Origin of the sequence: Algoriphagus marincola DSM 16067 (assembly GCF_000429405.1) — a bacterium.
Lineage (GTDB): Bacteria > Bacteroidota > Bacteroidia > Cytophagales > Cyclobacteriaceae > Algoriphagus > Algoriphagus marincola.
The window spans coordinates 16,787-35,221 of sequence record NZ_AUBU01000006.1; the positions used below are offsets into that span (position 1 = coordinate 16,787).

An 18,435-nucleotide genomic window follows, 5' to 3' on the forward strand; every position below is an offset into this window, starting at 1 on the left:
GAGAGACTATTAAGAATAAGGTCTGGAAACCCATTTGATTGATCACCCCAATCGTAAGCCCTAGTAGTTTCACAACCTAAATTTCATAATTCAATTTACTGAGGCCCAAGGTAAAATGCCTACCTTTAACTTGGTAATATTGGTGGCGTAAGGTACATGCGAACGAAGAGATCGGTCAGTCTACTAGTTGTTTTTTCCATTTTTTGGATGGGGTTGGGGATGCTGTCTGCTTTTGGGCAAGTAGTTGTTATTCCAAGGGACGGTTTTCCGTATTGTGAACCCTTTACTGGAAGTTCAACACGTGCAAATACCATCTTTGGTCCACCTCCACCTGCCCAAGGTGCAGTCCTTACTTCCGGAAATGGTGATGCAGTTGATGATGGTGTACTAAGACTCACCACAAACGACTCAGACCAGACTGGTTACGTTTTCGTAGACTTAGCTTTTTCTTCAGTTTATGGAATAAAAACAAGCTTTGAGTATTTTGCATATAATGCTGCTATACCTGGAAACCCTGGTGATGGGTTCAGCTTTTTCCTTTTTGATGGTTCCATTGGTCCTGCAGATTTTGAAATTGGCGGTCTAGGCGGTTCTCTTGGATATTCTCCTTTGAGATATAGTGGAGGTAGTTTTGCTGGAGGCTATGGTCTAAAAGGAGCCTATATGGGTATAGGGCTAGATGAGCGGGGAAACTGGGGAAATCAATATGAAGGTAGATTGGGAGGATTTGAAGCTCCATTTTCGTATGGATCAGGCCTTTCACCAGCGTTCTTCCCAAGATACCCTAATTCCATTGCCATTAGAGGCCCGGTAGACCCTAATGATACAGTAAGGGACAATGGAATGACTGGTCTAGGAGCAGGTTTTCCTGCCAGTTTTCCTGATCCTCCGACCTATCTCAGTTATCCCTTTATCGATGGAAAAATTTTGTTTAATGATCCAAGTGATGGAGCCCCATATGATATCTTAGCTGCAGGTTTTTTTCTTCCTCCAGGCGATCGGTTTGAAGTCGGGGCCCTTACAAGGGTTACAGACTGTTCAGATGATGGCTATCGAAAAGTGTTCATTGATTTAAGGCCTGATGGTTCAGGGTCATACACTATTACCATGGACGTATTGGTCAATCGAGGTGGTGTACAGGATGTGATCAAAATTTTCAACAATGTACCCTATCCCTTTGGAGCACCGCAAAACTTGAAAGTTGGCTTTGCCGCTTCTACTGGAGCTTCCTTAAGAAGTGTTCACGAAATCAGAAATGTTACGGTAGAAGTATCTAGCATTGATCCTGTTTTGGCTCCAAACCCGCCAAACTTAGATGAGTCGGTTTGTTTTGATGAGAATCTAACCTTTGATTTTGAAGTATCACTACCAGCTCAAAACCAATTTATTCGCTGTTTACAGCTTTACGAAAATAATCCCGGAGATCCGGATAATTCACCAAATCCAGCGGGGGACCCAGCCATTGGAAACTGTGGACTATCCAATGTTTGTATTGAAAAATGTAGACCAGAAAATCGTCAGATCACTATTCCAGGTGTAGGAATTTTCGAGGCGATTTTAGAAGAATTAAACACGGGGAATTTTGATGACGAAAGAAATGAAGCTTCCATTCAATTTACACCTGAGCCTGGATTCTTTGGTACTCACACTATATTTTATACAGTAATTGACAATTATGGATTGACTTCCTTCCCTAGAACAGTTACTGTCACCGTACATCCCTTTCCAAGGGTAGATGGATCAGCGGCTATCATTGGGCCTACTTGTAATGGGCAGAATGACGGTTCGATCTCAAATGCTATTTTACAAGATTTGGTGCCAGGCTATGTTTGGAGATGGGAAGACGAATTTGGAAATGTTTTACCCTCTTCCAATTATACAATTACGGAAACTACAAATGGAAACTATCTTCAGGCTGAGGTAGGTGTAACGGGCGTTAACCTTGGAAGATATTTTTTAGTCGTTTCAAATCCAGCCACTAATAATATTTGTGAAGACCGATTTGAATTTGAAGTCACTGACGAAAGAGGCACCCCCGTTGAAGTTGTCCTAGACGATCAGGAAATTTGTGAGGGTTCACCCGTAGAATTTATCCCTGAACTAGAAGATCCCACGGATGCTAATAATCCTACCTTCCTTTGGTGGAAGGATAATAATAAAACACAGCCAATAACTGATGGACTGGTAGAAGGAGGCGTTACATATTCCATTGTTTCTCCAGGACAATTAACGATAACCGGACTTCCCCAAAGCGCAACGGCCTATGAATATTTTGTAGAGGTGGCTGCTGATCCAAGCCAAAATCTCTGTGCCACTCCTGCAGGAAGCCTAAAACGGGTTCAGGTTTTGGTACTCCCTCCTCTTTCCTTGGGTGCTAATGTATCAGACGATTTATGCCGATTAGGAGCTGGACAGATAGTCGTAAATGCTTCTGGAGGTTTTGGCACATATGAATACAGTTTGAATGGTGGCACTTTTCAATCCTCCAACACCTTCTCTGGTCTTTTGCCTGGCACTTATACAATAGATGTCAGCGCTGGAAGTAATTGCATAGGAACCATCACCGAAACGATCGCAGGACCAGCAGAAACTCTTTCCATCACCCAACTTGATCAAACAAACCCTTCGTGTGGTCTAGAGAATGGGATCGTGACTTTTGAAGTGGCGGGTGGTACTCCAGGCTACACATTTACGCTAAATGGCAGTCCAATTACCCCACAACTCAGTGGTAATACTTATACTATTGATGGGCTCTATGATGCTCCAACTCATATCATCGAGGTAATTGACAGTAATAACTGTAACGCCACTTTCACCACACCTGCATTTGACCCTATTCCAATTCCTACTTTTGATGCAACAGACGCCGTAATATGTCCTGGCGAAACGGCTATTCTCACTGTTCAAGCCATTGAGCTAAGCAATGCCACAAACCTGAGCTACACCTGGAGAGATGGAAATGGAAATCCACTTATCGATGGAAATGGAATCAGTTATTTGGCTAATTCGACAAGCGGTGAGCTTCAAATCACTGGTCTGAGTGAAAATGTAGATCCTTACGAATTTCAAGTAATTGTTTCAGGAGATAATCTCTGTAATTCGAATCCGATACCTGCAACTGTGACGGTAAATCCGGTTCCCAAAATCCTAGAAGCCCAGCCCGTCAATATCTTGTGTTTTGGAGAGGCGACCGGAAGTATCACCTTTATCCCAGAGGATGCAGCGGCAGGAGCGGATTATGAATATCGTCTAAATGGGGGATCTTGGCAAGGTGCTGTTTTCAATAATCTGACCGCAGGCCTTTACAGTCCAGAAGTACGAAATACCGTTACCGGCTGTACTACTACCCTGCCCGATGTCACCTTAACCGAACCAACTGAGGTTTTATTTGATTTTGATGAAGTCATTCAGCCCGCTTGTGGAGAAGCAAATGGGTTGATCCGAGTGAATTTCAGCGGAGGAGTAGGACCCTACGAGGTAGAGCTTTTCCAAAATGGTTCCTCGATACGAACTGAAAGTAACGCATCTTCCCCATTGGAGTTTAGAGATCTTGCTCCGGGTGATTATGAAATTCGCTTGACTGATGATAATGGATGCCCTCATACACTTAATCAGCAACTGATCAATGACGTGGGGATACAGATTTCTGTAGATCCGATGAGTGATGAAATCTGTGCAGGAGATGTGGCCACCATTTTACCGGTAATCACTACAGCTGGAAATCCAGAATTGACTTGGTATAAAAACCCCAATCAGCAGAACCCTATCACCACCAATGCCACTCCTGATTCGGATGGATTGACATTTGTCGTGGATGCCTCCACCATTCAGCTTGAGGTTACTGGATTACAACCGGGCACTTACACTTATTATTTGGTCGCCGAAGGACCGGGTTATTGTCCCAACCCTCCATTTGAAGCAAATATTACAGTACTAGAACCTATCACAGCTACATTAGCCATAGAAAATGAAGCTTGTTTTGGTGCAGGAGATGGAAGCATCGAAGTTTCAGCAAGTGGGTCAGACGGAAATTTTGAGTATAGTATCAATAGTGGCACTGACTGGCAGAGTACAACACTTTTCACCAATCTAAGTCCTGGAACGTATACCATTGACATAAGAAGCACTGGAGGGAATGATTGTGTTTTCAGTGTAAGTGGAGAGGTCTTAGGAACAACACCAATCGCGATCAATGCTCCTGATATTCTTCGCAGCAGTTGTGGTCTGGCTAATGGAAGCATCGAAAATCTTCAGATTTCCGGTGGTTGGGGAAACTACTCTGTAGAATGGAGACAAGGAAGTGAAACTGGGCCGGTAGTCTCCACAGACCCTACTCAAGCAATAGACCTAGCACCAGGCACTTATTTCTTGCTTATCACCGATGCGGAAGGCTGTCTTTTTGTGGAAAGCTTTGTACTTGAAGAGCAGCCTCGGCCTAACTATGTGATTGCTCCTGTAGAAATCTGTGCAGGCGAAGAAGTCATATTGACTCCAGTTAATACTGTTTCCGGATCATCAGGGTCTGATTTGGTATGGTATAAGGATGCTTCCAGAACCCAAGAAATCAGCAATGGTCCGGATGCGATTGATCCAACTGTAAGCTATTCCATTGATGCTGATGGAGCCTTGACTATCACAGGGTTAGAAGGGGATAGAGATCCATACATTTATTATTTACATGTAGTATGTAATGACGAAAATGTCTCTGTAGAAGCCTTGGTGCGTACCGTTCCAGCCCTTGATTTCGAAACAGATCCAGAGCAGTGTTTTGGAGCAGAAGATGGTAAAATCAGAATAATAGCCGGAGCTGACCCACTCTACGAATACTCCATTTCTGGAAACAATTTGACGCAGGCTGAACTTGAAGCCGCTGAGTATGCTCCGGGGACTTATACAATTTCAGTAAGTAATGAAGGATTTTGTCTGCAAGACTTCACCGTTGTGGTAGAAGGCCCTGATGCTCCTTTGGAAGTAGATCCTCTAACGCAGATTGATCCAGGATGTGGAGCAGATATCGGTGTAATCTCTACAGAAGTTAGTGGAGGATGGGCCCCTTATGAGGTGACGCTTTTCAGAGATGGCTCAGCCATCGAAACTTCCACCTTCCAAGGACCAGAAGTTGAATTTGATGATTTAGCCCCGGGAGATTATTATTTGACAGTTACCGATGCCGAGGGATGTTTAGAAACTTCTAACACCGTTACTTTGGTATATGGTCCTACTCAGATCATCATCGACGATGTGGTGATTTGTGAAGGAGAAGATGCCGTGCTGATTCCTTCGATCAATCCTTCAGCACCCAATCCCACTTACTCATGGTTTAAAGATGCTGCAGCAACTATTCCAATTGTATCTGATCCAAATCCAGATGCAAACGGGCACATTTTCCAAATATCAGCAAATGGTACATTAACCATTTCAGGATTGGATGCCTCAGATTCTCCTCAGACTTACTATGCAACTGTTTCTGGCACTGATGTCTGTCCAGGTTTTATCGGATCGGCGCAAGTTGTGATCAATAGAATCCCTTCACTTAGCTATACAGTGAGAAATGAGGTTTGTTTTGGGGATAATGGAACAATCAATCTACAAGGAAGCGCCGGCGATGGCACATTTGAATATTCTCTAAACGGCAATGACTGGCAGAGCTCAGGGACTTTTGATGTTGCCCCGGGAATTTATACCGGATATGTACGAAGTGGGGCTGGATGTATCGTGCCAAGCCCAAATATTGAAGTACAAGGCCCTTCTGCTCCACTGAGCTATTCCGAACCCGTACTCGTAGATCCTACTTGTAACACAGCTGATGGAAGCATTTCCTTTACAATCAGTGGAGGCTATGGAATCTATTCTGTTGAGGTGACCAAAGACGGAGCTAGCTTTGGAACCTTTGCTTCTCCTTCAGGGCAGGTAGTTCTTCAAGATTTGGAATCAGGGAGCTATTCTTTCTCGATCTTGGATGAAAATCCAGATGGAATAAATTGTCAACTGAGCATTCCTGCTCAGATTGAATTGGAGGACCTTCCAACTCCTCTTTCTGCATCCGGGGTCGAAATTTGCGAAGGAGAGACAGCAAGTATTCAAGCAAGCACTACCCAAACGGGTATCAGTCCTGTATTTACCTGGTATCAAAATGCCAACGGAACAGGCGAAATAAATACCGGAAACTCAGGGTCTGTCACTTATCAAGTAAATAGCTCAACAGGGGAACTTTCTATTAGCGGATTAAGTGGTCAAAGTGATCCTTATGTGTACTATGTGGGTATTTCTGGAAATGGAGTTTGTGAACCAGAACTTGTGCCGGTAGAAGTATTTGTCTATCCAAAACCTAATTTAAGGGTATCCAACCCATCGATCGTCTGCGATCCCCAAGGAACCGTTGACCTGACACAGTTTATCGAAGGGTTTAATCCGAATATCTACGACTACAACATCATTGACCCGACTGGAGGATCAATGAGAATGGATGAAATTGATGCTGTAAACTTGAGTGGTTCTTATCAAGTTAGCACTAGTCTGAGAGGTGCAGATTGCTGGTCAGCTGAACAGCGAATCCAAGTGATTATTTCTGATACTGAATTGATACCTGAATTCAATTATGAAGTTGATCTAGGAGGTGGTAATATTCTCACGAATGCGGAAGTGCAAATTCAGGAACCGGTACAATTCCAAGATGTGTCCCTAGGTAAAGTCATCATTTGGAATTGGGACTTTGGTGATGGCTCCACCAGTTCAGACCAAAACCCAAGTCATGAATATCAAAAGAAGGGAAGCTATACCGTTACTTTGACTACCATAGACGAATTTGGATGCGTGGCAGAGTATCAGCGAGTCATTCAGGTATTTGACGACTATGTAATCATGGTACCAAATGCTTTCACTCCTGATGGCACCAAGAATCAATATTTCAAACCTCAATATAGAGGAATAGCCTCCATGGAGTTTTATGTCTTCAATACCTGGGGAGAATTGATATTTGAAGCCAACTCACTTGAGACGATGGGATGGGATGGAACACTGAACGGAAAGAAAGTCCCTAATGGAAATTATGTTTACCGGGCAGTCTTCACCACACGATCTGGGGAAAAAGAAGAAAGGTCAGGAGTTTTTGTGTTGATCAGATAAATGAGGAGGGGAAAATTATATAGCGTACTTATTCTGATTTTTTGGATTTATGCTGGCTTGGCAAAAGCCCAAGACGTACAGTATTCCCAATTCTACGCAGCTCCACTCTACCTAAACCCTGCACTTACTGGTGGCTCTGAACTCACAAGAATCGGCGTCAATTATCGGAATCAATGGCCCGGTCTGGATCAAAGCTTCAATTCTTACTCTTTTTACATTGACCATTACGTCTTTGATTACAACTCTGGAATCGGCCTTATTTTTAATGGAAACCGTGAGAGTATGGCTAATCTCTCTACTAATGAAGTGGGGCTTTCCTATGCATACAAGCTACAACTCGGCGAAGACACTTACTTCCGTCTGGGAGGACAGGCAAGCTACATGCAGCGGGATGCCTTTTTCTCAGATTTGGTCTTTGGGACGCAAATTGATATCATAAACGGAACCATTGGAGGAATAACAGACGAATTGGACGGGATCCCCATTGACAGTCGATACAACTTTTTTGATTTCGCCGTAGGTGGGATGTTTTATACCAAAAATATCTGGCTTGGGGCATCGGCTCATCACTTGGGAGAACCCAATATCAGCTTTGTGGAAGATCAGATTTCTGAGCTACCGATGAAACTTTCACTTCAGGGGGGAATCAAATTTGACCTGACAGGAGGCCGTCGCGATTATTTCACCCATGCCTATCAGGAGAGGGCGATCTCTTTTGCCTTCAACTACAAGCAACAAGACCCTTTCAATCAATTGGATATGGGAACACAGCTCTATCTTGATCCGCTTGTCTTAGGATTGTGGTATCGAGGATTGCCTACCAAAAACGCACTTCCGAATAACGAAGCAGTCATAGCCCTGATCGGCGTTTCCTTGCCAACAGGGCTGGATATCGGATATTCGTTTGACTATACGGTTTCCAAACTCGGGCTTCGCAATTCCGGTGGGGCTCATGAAGTGTCCGTTACTTACCGATTCCTTTGGGGTGATCCCAAAAGCCGAAACCAGCGAGCACGAACAATACCTTGTTTTAGGTATTAAAGAGTATTTAATCCCTGAAAGGTACGAGTACAGCAAGCAAAAGGATTTTACCGTCCCTAAGATAGTCACCACAAAGAACACCAAGCACACAAAGATTTTCTTTGAGTCCTTTTAGCAGTTTATGGTTCTAAATGAAAGCCCTCTGAAAACTTTAGTGAAATTAGCTAGGGGATATGAATTCCAAATTAAAACTTCACTGTGAGCGAAGTTTGGGAGCCTCCCAGTTACTTTTTCCTCAACATATGAAAGTATATAAAAGCCTCAACCCTATACGAATTGTTTTTTATAGTTTCTCCATCAAAATGGTTCTCCCAAGACTAGTATCCTTGATGAAATAGAGCTTACCTCCTTCGATAAGATATGGGATTTGTTCTATACTCCCGACTCGTGTATAATTATCAAAACTAAAATTTGGTACTTCCCACAATTCCTTTTCTAAAGATTTCTCATCCCGAACTATAACATATTTTTTACCTGTTTGAAAATCTACAAAAACCTTAAAAATTTGTTTTGCCGTAGAAGTTTCCTTCAATCGGGGGAGTGCCTTCTTTTGATTAAGGTTAAAGAACTCTTGACTGGTTCTTTTAAAATATATAAATCCTTCATTAGGGTGATATATCACAAAACTTCCCACTAGCCCACTTTCAAATGGCTCCGAGAATGGCTCAGGAATAGGGTTTTCCTTCGATCTACCTGACAGCAAAAACATATTTTCAGCGGATATCCTCCCTCCGTAGTAGTTTGGAGAAAGCATTACGTTGTCTTGTCTGTTTTTGAGAGCTGAAAGAGGAACATGAAAGAGCTGACTAATTGGGTTTTTCCCTTTGTATTTTAAAAACTCGATCCAAGCAGTAGTTTTATTCATAAAGGCGTAAGACTCAAATTCATACCCCGATATTTTTAGTTTTTTTACATCTTTTACAGATAAGACAGAGTCTAATAAAATCTGGTTATTTGTTATTCTACCCCAGACTGATGTGCTTCCAAATGTCACAAACGTAGTATCAGAAGTCTTGACTATATTCCCAAAACCCTGTAAAAAGCCAGAAACTGTATCCACTCCAAGGTTTTTCTCATCCAACAAAACCAAGCGAGACCGATTGGCATCAGCTGGATTTAGAAAAACAGCAATACTTTTCTCTCCAAAAGGCACCAACTCTGTCAAAAAACAATTTTGACAACTATATTTAATTTTATCTTCGGAAGGACTGGCCCATAGAAAATGTAAAGCAAAGAATAGTAAGTGCATCGCTTATAAGTTATTCATTACATCTCTTAGATCAGTGGAATTCAAACCCTTCAAGGATCTCCAATTTACCCATTTGGAGTCCCTAATTGTAAATAAAAAAGGCTCAAAAATTCCCGTTTCAAATTGTCCAAAAGAGTTTGAACTATCTAACAGCACATTTGATTGGTTTTTAGGCCACTCTATCTTTTGAGTTATGATGATCCTTTCTATGGCAGAACAATTTCCGCTTTTACAATAATCCAAAACCTCCTGAATACAGGCTGCACAATTTTGGGTTGGAATTATTAAATAGGTTCCACTAGCGGTAAGGCCTACTCCTAAATTAGAAAAATAATCCTCTACTCCTTCTTGGTAAGGATATCTCTCGGTCTGACAACTACTGAATATCCAAAGAGACAAAAACGAAATCAGCAAAATCTTCATTTTGATCTGTAATTTTCTTTATCAATATTCCATTCCCATACGGGAAAGAGATAGGTAAGAATAATTCTTTTTCGGGAAGGTCCATGGTGTAAATCATCTCAGGACGATTCAAATCAATCCAAACCAACCGCCATTTTCCAAAAAGCTTAGAATTTAGCCGACCGTTAATATTTTTCAACTCTTGACTTTCTTTCTCAAACCTGATCAATTTTCCTTGGTTATAGATTGTCTTCAAAAACCAATTTTCTGTAATGGTCATATTGGTTTCTTGCTGAAGATCCGGCTCCTCTCTCGTCATTCCTTCAAATGGGTTAAAATATTCAGAGGACAGGAAAACAGATTCTTGTTCTTCACCAGAAAAATCAAAAATCTTCACTTCTTGATCAACCGGGAATGAAAGAAATAATAGGGAATCTGAGTAAGAAAAAGAAGGCTCTCCCAACAAGCCAAAGTAGTAATCCCGATAGGCTTTAGGCCAATGCCCTAGTAACTTATAATCATCTAAAAGAAAAACATTTCCCGAATAGTATTCTTCAGAAAGGAAATCCTCATTTGGAGTAATTGGCCATATTTGATGATGGTCACCTAAATAGGGTTTAGAAGAAAACTCATTGACAATATTTATATTGTAGTCATCAAAGACGGATTGATTCTGTGGATTGACTATGCGGAAGAGTTCCTTTTCCCCAGAGACCAAATTTATTTTTACGCGTATATTCCTCACGGGGTCCACAGCTGAGATGAATTCTCCCTCAAAGACCAAGGCTTCTACGTTACCTATTCCAAAAGGTCCCTCTGGAAATAAGAAATAGCGCTTTTGAAAAGACTGCTTCTGCAGATCATAAAGATCAATTGAATAGGTAGCAGCATTCCAACTAGCAAATAGGTTATCCTTTGCATCATAAACCCAATCCTCAACCATAGAAGAGTCATTCAAAGCTAATTGATAGTCTTTGCTCTGAAACGGAACAGACTTATATTTTAACGATAAACGCTTTTCTTGACAAGAAAAAATAAGGAGCAACAGGAGTGCTGCTCCTATGAAAGAATAGTGTTTAGCTTGTGGCATCTTTTATTTCCTTCGCAATATTAATCACATCCGGACCAATCTTCAGCCAGTCTTTTAATCCTGGACACCCATCAAAAGTCTTACACCCAGTTCCAGTCTTTTTACGCTTTGTTGAACCGTCGAGAAGGCAGGTCGTTTGTCTCCATTCTTTTACCTCATCATCCTTCTTCAAATCATCAGGATCTTGGGAAACTCCTCTAATAGGGGTCGCAAAAGCAATCAATCCCAAAACAGCTAACATCAAAATTAAAAATACTTTTTTTACAATTTTTACAGTTCTCTTTAATTCTTAGCATTTGGAATATCTTTAAATAGCACATCGAGGAAATTTCTAAATGGAAATAATTCTTCCTCTAATGCATAAAAAATATCAAAGTATTCTCAGCAGGAAATCTAAATTTAAGATGTACATAAAGTCCTACTTGTCCCTTATGCAAGCACGTACATTAGCGAGTAAACTTTTCACAAATTTCTGTGCCCTCAGTGGAAAAAATAAAACCACCAAGTGCACCAAGATCACAAAGCTTATTTTACTTAGTGCTCTTTGCGTACTTAGTGGTTCAAAAACTTCTCTCTGATTGTGGCTAAAGAAATTTATTTATCAAACAAAGGAGGGCGTTTAGCCTGCCAGTCAGTTTTTCGCTGAATATAATCCCCCAAAAGCACCAATTTATCCTCTTCGAATAGATTTCCAAGTAAGGTAATGGATGTAGGACTGCCGCCTTGGTTAAAACCATTTGGCATACACAGCGCTGGATGACCTGTCAAATTGGTGATCTGAAGCTGCTGACCACCATAGCTCGGCGTCACAATCACGTCATAATCCTTCATCAGTTCGTGCATTTCCTGAATCAGGACAGTCCGCTGCCGAGCCAAATTCACATATTCCACCGCCGGAATCAAGCGGGCTGCACGGAATAGATTCGGCCAGGCACTTCTTCCCTGAGCCACCAATTCGTCATCCCAACCCAATCGTGTCAATTCATCAAATGCCGCTGCACCCTCCACCATCAACATCATCGTCAGAGGCCCTGCAGAAACTGAAGTCTCCAATTCTACGGGATGCAGTTCAAATCCCTCAGTTTCTAGAAATTCTAGCACTTTACGGTCATTCTCCGAACTGCGATTTCCCTCAAAAAAGGACTTGAAATAGCCGATTTTCAAGCTCTTTGGGTCTTTTTTCGAAGAATAATTAAATGCAGCCTCGATGGTACTAGCATCTTTGAAGTCCTTCCCGTTCAAAACCGAAAGCACAATTGCATTATCCAATGCTGAGCGGGAAATCGGACCGATTTTATCCATGGACCAGCTGAGTGCCATGGCTCCATGCTTACTTACCCGGCCATATGTAGGACGAAGACCTGTTACTCCATTTCGCGTACTAGGAGATACTATAGAGCCTAGAGTTTCTGTGCCGATGGCAAAGGGAACCAAACCTGCAGATACTGCAGAAGCCGAGCCGGCGGAAGATCCACTGGATCCCTGCTCCAAGTTCCACGGATTCTTAGTCACTCCACCGTACCAAACATCCCCCATGGCCAAGGCCCCGAGGGTGAATTTACCGACTAGGACAGCTCCTGCTTCATCCAACTGTGTGACGATTTGGGCAGTCTCATCAATTTCTTGGTCTTGATAAGGCGCGGCACCCCAAGTGGTTTTGGTGCCTTTTACCGCCAGCAAATCCTTGATGCCATAAGGGATTCCATGCAAAGGGCCTCGATAGCGACCCGATGCCAATTCCGCATCCATCAATCGGGCCTTGGCTAGTGCGTCTTCTTCCATCAAGGTAATCAGACACTGCAAAGTATCAGAATAGGTTTTGATTCGATCCAAGTAGATTTGAGTCAGACGCTCACTGGAAAGCTTACCGCTTTTGATCAAGCCTGCCAATTGATGTACCGGGGTATAGGCGATATCTACCTCGGAAGTAGGTAACTCTACATTTTCTGCCAATCCAAAATCAAGCGGTACTTGTCTGGTTTCTGGCTGAAATCCAATTGGAAGTGGATTAAAAACCAAAGATGGGGCGATGGCATTCTCCAGTTTGTATTCTCTGGAAGATTGGAGATTGGAGCGCTGATTTTCCAGACGGGAAATCATGCTGTCTTTTTCGGCAGGAGTAAATGAAAGCCCGATCAAGTCCGCAGCATGATCGATGCTTTGAGGGGTGATTTCTCCCATCATTTTTCCGGCAGTAAATCCAAGCCCTAAAGCCGCTCCGATTCCAAGAGCTACAAAAAAGCCTGAATGTGGTCTATTTTTTCTTTCCATGAGATAGTTTTGTATTATGCAGAAACAAGCACGCACCGAAGGTGTTTATTTAGCTGAAAAAATTCAAACCGTTCATGGATCAAAAGCCTGATTTCCCCATTTTTCCTATGCATTTCCGAGGCCTGCTCTTACTAGCTGGTATGTACACGATCGCTTGGTCCGCATTTTTCAAGTGGTTTGGGGAGGAATTGATCGCCTGGCTAGCCATTCAGCCTGGACAAATTTTTGACGTCCCGGCTATGTGGTATGGCAATTTAGGCCTAGTAGTTGGGCTGATCATCTTTGTATCGGCCTTCTACCCGGTGAGTTGGGTATATTTGATTCTGGCGGGTTTGACAGGAAAAATCATTCTAGCCATCTGGTTTTCACTCGGATTCTTACCAGATCTTGATTGGAATAAGCGGACAGGTTTTCACTTAATTTTCAATGAACTACTTTGGCTGATTCCGCTAATCCTCATCTTCCTCCGGGCTTTGCAAGTTCGGGAATATTTAAGGAAAGAGGAGGCTAGTTCTTAAACCCAGATTTTGCATTTGAATTCATAGTGAGAGTTCAAACCAAAAGAAAATCAAGTATTTAGTGAATGAATCATAGCACCGCTACGATGATTGAGGTAAATGCAGCAAAGCGATTGATTTTGAAGCGGTTTGGGCTTATAATAGAAATTCTAATGCATGTTTCGGGTTAGACCCAAACAGGATATTTTAATTTAAAAAGCTTTAGTAGCCAGGATTGGGGCCTCAGGCAGGGGATTTTTTGTAACTTCAACTGCTCATTTGGACCCAAGATAAAATGACTCAAAAACAAGCCCATAAACTTTTCCTTCTCGATGCGATGGCCCTGATATACCGGGCCCATTTTGCATTCAGCAAAAATCCCAGAATCAATTCCAAAGGACTCAATACCGGCGTGATGCTGGGATTTACCAATACGCTCCTGGAGGTATTAAATAAAGAAAAGCCCTCACATATCGCGGTTGCTTTTGATACCTCAGCACCTACTTTTCGACACGAACAGTTTGTAGAGTATAAGGCTAATCGGCAAGAGCAGCCTGAAGACATCACGGTTTCTATTCCTTGGGTAAAAGAAATCGTCAAAGCTTTCAATATTCCGCTTTTGGAAATGGATGGCTTCGAAGCGGATGATATCATTGGCACGATTGCCAAAAAAGCTGAGCGCGAATCCTTCACTGTCTACATGATGACCCCGGACAAGGATTACGGCCAATTGGTAGATGATCATATTTTTCTCTACAAGCCAGCCTTCATGGGAAATGGTGTGGATATCATGGGTCCAAAAGAGGTCTGTGCCAAGTGGGATATTGAGCATGTGGATCAGGTGACAGATATCTTGGGGTTGATGGGGGATGCAGTGGATAATATTCCGGGCATCCCGGGGATTGGAGCGAAAACCGCCACCAAACTGCTCAAAGAGTTTGGAACGGTGGAAGAATTGGTCAAAAACACGGATCAGCTGAAAGGGAAGCAAAAGGAAAATGTAGAAAATTTTGCCGAGCAAGGGCTCCTTTCCAAAGAATTGGCCACTATAAAAATCGATGTTCCGGTGGACTTTGTGGAAGAGGAACTACGCTACGACGGCTTTGACGAGGAAAAGCTTCGGGCAATTTTCACCGAATTGGAATTCCGCACGCTTTCCAAGCGTGTATTCAAAGAAGAGGGCAAGAAAGCCGTCATTCAGCAAAATGAGCAACTAGGACTTTTCGGGGATTCGGGCAGCAACAGTTCGTCTGCGAGTACAGAAATCGAATTTGAAGAAGAAACCGTCAATACCAGCGCACCTCTCATCCCCGAGACCATTGACAGCAATTTTCATCATTATCACAAAATCAAAGGTAAAGAAGCAGTCAAAGAACTTTTGGAATATTTGCTCTTGCAAAAGGAAGTTTGCTTTGATACCGAAACCACCTCGCTCAATGCCATGGAGGCTGAATTGGTCGGCCTTTCTTTCGCCTACCTAAGCGGAGAAGCCTACTACATCCCTTGCCCGGATGACCAGAAAGAAACCGCAGGGATTTTGGAGATTTTGAAACCCTTTTTCGAAAATGAATCCATCCTTAAAATTGGTCAAAACATCAAATACGACCTTCTGGTATTGAAAAATTACGGCATCGAAGTCAAAGGAGCGCTTTATGATACCATGCTAGCCCACTACCTGATCGAGCCGGAAGGGAAACATGGAATGGACGTATTGGCAGAGCAATACCTCAATTACAAGCCGGTATCTATCACCGAACTCATCGGGAAAAAAGGGAAAAATCAAGGCAATATGCGGGATGTGGACGAAGACACCGTCACTGCCTATGCCGCTGAGGATGCGGATATTACCCTTCGGCTGAAAGAAAAATTTGACCCGACGCTCAAGGAAAACGAGCTTGAAAAGTTGTTTTACGAAGTGGAGAATCCGCTGATTCCAGTCCTAACCGATATGGAATTCGAAGGGGTCCGGATCGATACCGATAGCTTGGCTGAATTGAGCAAATCACTCGAAACCGAAAGTCAGGAAATCGAAAAACGGGTCTATGAGTTGGCTGGTGTAAAATTCAACCTGGCTTCTCCCAAGCAGTTGGGCGATGTATTGTTTGAAAAGCTAAAACTTGATCCGAAAGCCAAAAAGACCAAAACAGGGCAATACGCCACCGGAGAGGAAATTTTGAGCAAATTGGCAGGAGAGCATGAAATCGCTCAGGCCATTTTGGATTATCGCCAAATGGTGAAACTCAAGTCCACTTACGTGGATGCTTTGCCCACCATGATCAATGAAAAAACCGGTCGGATTCATACGACCTACAATCAATTTGTGGCAGCTACCGGTCGTCTTTCTTCAATCAATCCAAACCTCCAAAATATTCCGATTCGTACCGATCGTGGGAGGGAAATCAGAAAGGCATTTGTCCCCCGCGATGAGAATCATGTCCTTTTAGCAGCGGATTACTCGCAGATCGAACTCCGAATCATGGCTGCCTTTTCTAAGGATGAATCCATGATCGAAGCCTTCAAAAACGGGCGGGATATCCATGCCACCACGGCAGCAAAGATTTTCCAGGTACCCCTAGAGGAAGTGACCTCCGATATGCGCCGAAAAGCCAAAACAGCCAATTTTGGCATTATTTACGGTATTTCGGCCTTTGGACTTTCCCAGCGACTTTCCATCCCAAGAGGAGAAGCCAAGGAAATCATTGATGCCTATTTCAAGGAATTTCCTGCGGTCAAAGCCTATATGGATGGGGTGATCGAAAAAGCAAGAAGTGAGGAATTCGTGGAGACTATTTTGGGTCGGCGTCGCTACCTCCGGGATATCAACAGCCGGAACCAAACCATGCGAGGTTTTGCGGAGCGAAATGCCATCAATGCGCCAATCCAAGGTTCGGCCGCAGACCTGATTAAAGTTGCTATGATTCGAGTTCATGATTGGATGAAAAAAGAAAAATTGAAGTCCAAGATGATCTTGCAAGTGCATGATGAATTGGTATTTGATGCACACAAAGACGAGGTGGAACTTCTGAAAAAAGAAGTGCCCAAATTGATGTCCGAAGCCATTGATATCGCAGTACCGATCGAAGTGGAAGTGGGATTGGGGAATGATTGGTTGGAAGCGCATTAGAATTGAAAGATTGGAAAATTACAAAATTGGAAAATTAGCTTGTCTTGATTCTTGCTACTTGATACTAACTACTTGCTACTCCTCTAATGGCTAAAATAAAAACCGCTTTGATACTAGAGACAAGATGCTAGAAGCTAGATAGTCTATCTTGATTCTTGTTTCTTGACTCTAAGCTCTTGTCTCTATCTACTTGCTACTTGAAACTAACTACTTGCTACTCCTCTAATGGCTAAAATAAAAACCTCTTTCTTCTGTCAAAACTGTGGGGCACAAAGCCCCAAATGGCTCGGAAAATGTCCTTCCTGTGGGCAATGGAATACCTATGTGGAAGAAATCATCCAAAAGGAAGAAAGTGGAAAAGGGACCTGGAAACCGAGTGGCAGCGGGACCAAAAAGACCAATACTCCAAAAAAAATCAAAGAGGTCAACTACGAGGAGCAGGCTCGCTGGGTGACAGGCGATCCGGAATTGGATCGGGTACTGGGAGGAGGAATTGTGCCGGGTTCCTTGGTGCTGATCGGTGGTGAACCGGGTATCGGAAAGTCCACTTTGATGCTTCAGATCGCGCTAACGCTTAGCGGCAAAACCATTCTCTATGTCTCCGGCGAAGAATCGGAGGCTCAAATCAAAATGCGGGCAGATCGTATGGCCGTCTCCAACCCGGATTGCTATGTACTTTCGGAGACAAACACCCAACAGATATTTCAGCAGGTCGAACTCCTTAAACCTGATTTTTTGGTGATCGATTCCATCCAAACCTTAAATAGCCAATACGTCGAATCCGCTGCGGGCTCGGTCTCTCAGGTGCGGGAATGTACCGCCGAACTGATGAAGTTTGCTAAAGAAACGGGCACGCCAGTCTTTTTGATCGGGCATGTGACCAAGGAAGGCTCCATTGCCGGACCCAAGGTCTTGGAACACATGGTCGACACCGTTTTACAGTTTGAAGGGGACCGACACCTGACCTATCGGATTCTGCGAACCTCCAAAAACCGTTTCGGCTCGACCCACGAACTTGGCATCTATGAGATGCGGGTGGATGGGCTTCGGTCCGTTGCCAATCCATCTGAGATTCTTCTGACCCAGCGGGAAGAAGTGCTGAATGGCGTCGCCATCGGTGCGATGCTAGAGGGCAACCGACCGCTATTAATTGAGATACAATCGCTCGTCAGTCCTGCTACTTACGGAACTCCCCAGCGAACGAGTACGGGACATGATGCCAAGCGGCTGAATATGCTTTTGGCCGTATTGGAAAAGCGGGGAGGAATGCGGCTTGGCAATCAGGATGTCTTTCTGAATGTGGCAGGCGGCATGCGTGTGGACGATCCGGGATTGGATTTGGCGGTATGTGCAAGTTTGATTTCCAGCTATGAGGATACGCCGGTTTCCGAACAGATTTGTTTTGCGGGAGAAGTGGGTTTGGGCGGAGAAGTTCGTGCCGTTTCTCGCATAGAAAATCGGATCTCCGAAGCGGAAAAGTTGGGGTTCAAAAAGATCGTCGTATCCAAGTATGCTGTCAAGGGAGTTGACCTGTCCAAGTTTAAAATCAAAGTCATCCAAGTCAGTAAACTGGAGGAGATGTATCAGTTGATTTTTTGATTAGTTTCTCCATTCAAATTTTTAAGTATAAAATGGA

At 43.3% G+C, this 18,435-nt stretch carries 9 protein-coding genes; 5 read left to right on the forward strand and 4 right to left on the reverse strand.

Annotated features, from left to right (window positions below; genetic code table 11):
• Positions 1–156: 156 nt before the first annotated feature.
• Positions 157–7,125, forward strand: a complete 6,969-nt coding sequence (locus tag G457_RS0108365; RefSeq protein WP_081701407.1) for a PKD domain-containing protein — start codon at positions 157–159, stop codon at positions 7,123–7,125.
• Complete coding sequence (locus tag G457_RS0108370) at positions 7,126–8,166, forward strand: PorP/SprF family type IX secretion system membrane protein (protein WP_026946077.1); 1,041 nt, start codon at positions 7,126–7,128, stop codon at positions 8,164–8,166. It abuts the gene before it with no gap.
• Positions 8,167–8,449: 283 nt separating this feature from the next.
• Here G457_RS0108370 and G457_RS0108375 read toward each other — a convergent pair whose 3' ends face one another.
• The 4 genes from G457_RS0108375 to G457_RS0108400 all read right to left on the reverse strand — a co-directional run bounded on the left by G457_RS0108375 (position 8,450) and on the right by G457_RS0108400 (position 13,178).
• Entirely contained in the window at positions 8,450–9,331 is an 882-nt protein-coding gene (locus tag G457_RS0108375) for a hypothetical protein (protein WP_155847115.1), read from the reverse strand.
• A 460-nt stretch (positions 9,332–9,791) separates the two neighbouring features.
• Complete coding sequence (locus G457_RS0108385; RefSeq protein WP_155847116.1) at positions 9,792–10,907, reverse strand: hypothetical protein; 1,116 nt, start codon at positions 10,905–10,907, stop codon at positions 9,792–9,794.
• Positions 10,894–11,148 (reverse strand): hypothetical protein, encoded by a 255-nt coding sequence (locus G457_RS0108390; protein WP_026946081.1) that lies wholly within the window; start codon positions 11,146–11,148, stop codon positions 10,894–10,896. The genes G457_RS0108385 and G457_RS0108390 overlap by 14 nt, the downstream gene beginning before the upstream one ends.
• Before the next feature lie 353 nt (positions 11,149–11,501).
• On the reverse strand, positions 11,502–13,178 hold the full coding sequence (locus tag G457_RS0108400; RefSeq protein ID WP_026946083.1) for an amidase: 1,677 nt from the start codon (positions 13,176–13,178) through the stop codon (positions 11,502–11,504).
• A gap of 74 nt (positions 13,179–13,252) precedes the next feature.
• Here G457_RS0108400 and G457_RS0108405 point away from each other — a divergent pair, with 74 nt between their 5' ends.
• From G457_RS0108405 to radA, 3 genes are all read left to right on the forward strand, one after another.
• Positions 13,253–13,696 carry a hypothetical protein gene (locus G457_RS0108405; protein ID WP_026946084.1) on the forward strand — a complete coding sequence of 148 codons (444 nt, stop codon included), beginning with the start codon at positions 13,253–13,255 and terminating at the stop codon, positions 13,694–13,696.
• 274 nt (positions 13,697–13,970) lie between these two features.
• Positions 13,971–16,799, forward strand: a complete 2,829-nt coding sequence (gene polA, locus G457_RS0108410; RefSeq protein WP_026946085.1) for a DNA polymerase I — start codon at positions 13,971–13,973, stop codon at positions 16,797–16,799.
• 225 nt (positions 16,800–17,024) lie between these two features.
• Positions 17,025–18,398 (forward strand): DNA repair protein RadA, encoded by a 1,374-nt coding sequence (radA, locus tag G457_RS0108415; RefSeq protein WP_026946086.1) that lies wholly within the window; start codon positions 17,025–17,027, stop codon positions 18,396–18,398.
• Positions 18,399–18,435: the final 37 nt, after the last annotated feature.

Coding starts and splice junctions, on each gene's coding strand:
- radA (WP_026946086.1), top strand. CDS start 17,025: ATGGCTAAAATAAAAACCTCTTTCTTCTGTCAAAACTGTGGGGCACAA.
- G457_RS0108400 (WP_026946083.1), bottom strand. CDS start 13,178: ATGGAAAGAAAAAATAGACCACATTCAGGCTTTTTTGTAGCTCTTGGA.
- G457_RS0108365 (WP_081701407.1), top strand. CDS start 157: ATGCGAACGAAGAGATCGGTCAGTCTACTAGTTGTTTTTTCCATTTTT.
- G457_RS0108370 (WP_026946077.1), top strand. CDS start 7,126: ATGAGGAGGGGAAAATTATATAGCGTACTTATTCTGATTTTTTGGATT.
- G457_RS0108390 (WP_026946081.1), bottom strand. CDS start 11,148: ATGTTAGCTGTTTTGGGATTGATTGCTTTTGCGACCCCTATTAGAGGA.
- G457_RS0108385 (WP_155847116.1), bottom strand. CDS start 10,907: ATGCCACAAGCTAAACACTATTCTTTCATAGGAGCAGCACTCCTGTTG.
- G457_RS0108405 (WP_026946084.1), top strand. CDS start 13,253: ATGGATCAAAAGCCTGATTTCCCCATTTTTCCTATGCATTTCCGAGGC.
- polA (WP_026946085.1), top strand. CDS start 13,971: ATGACTCAAAAACAAGCCCATAAACTTTTCCTTCTCGATGCGATGGCC.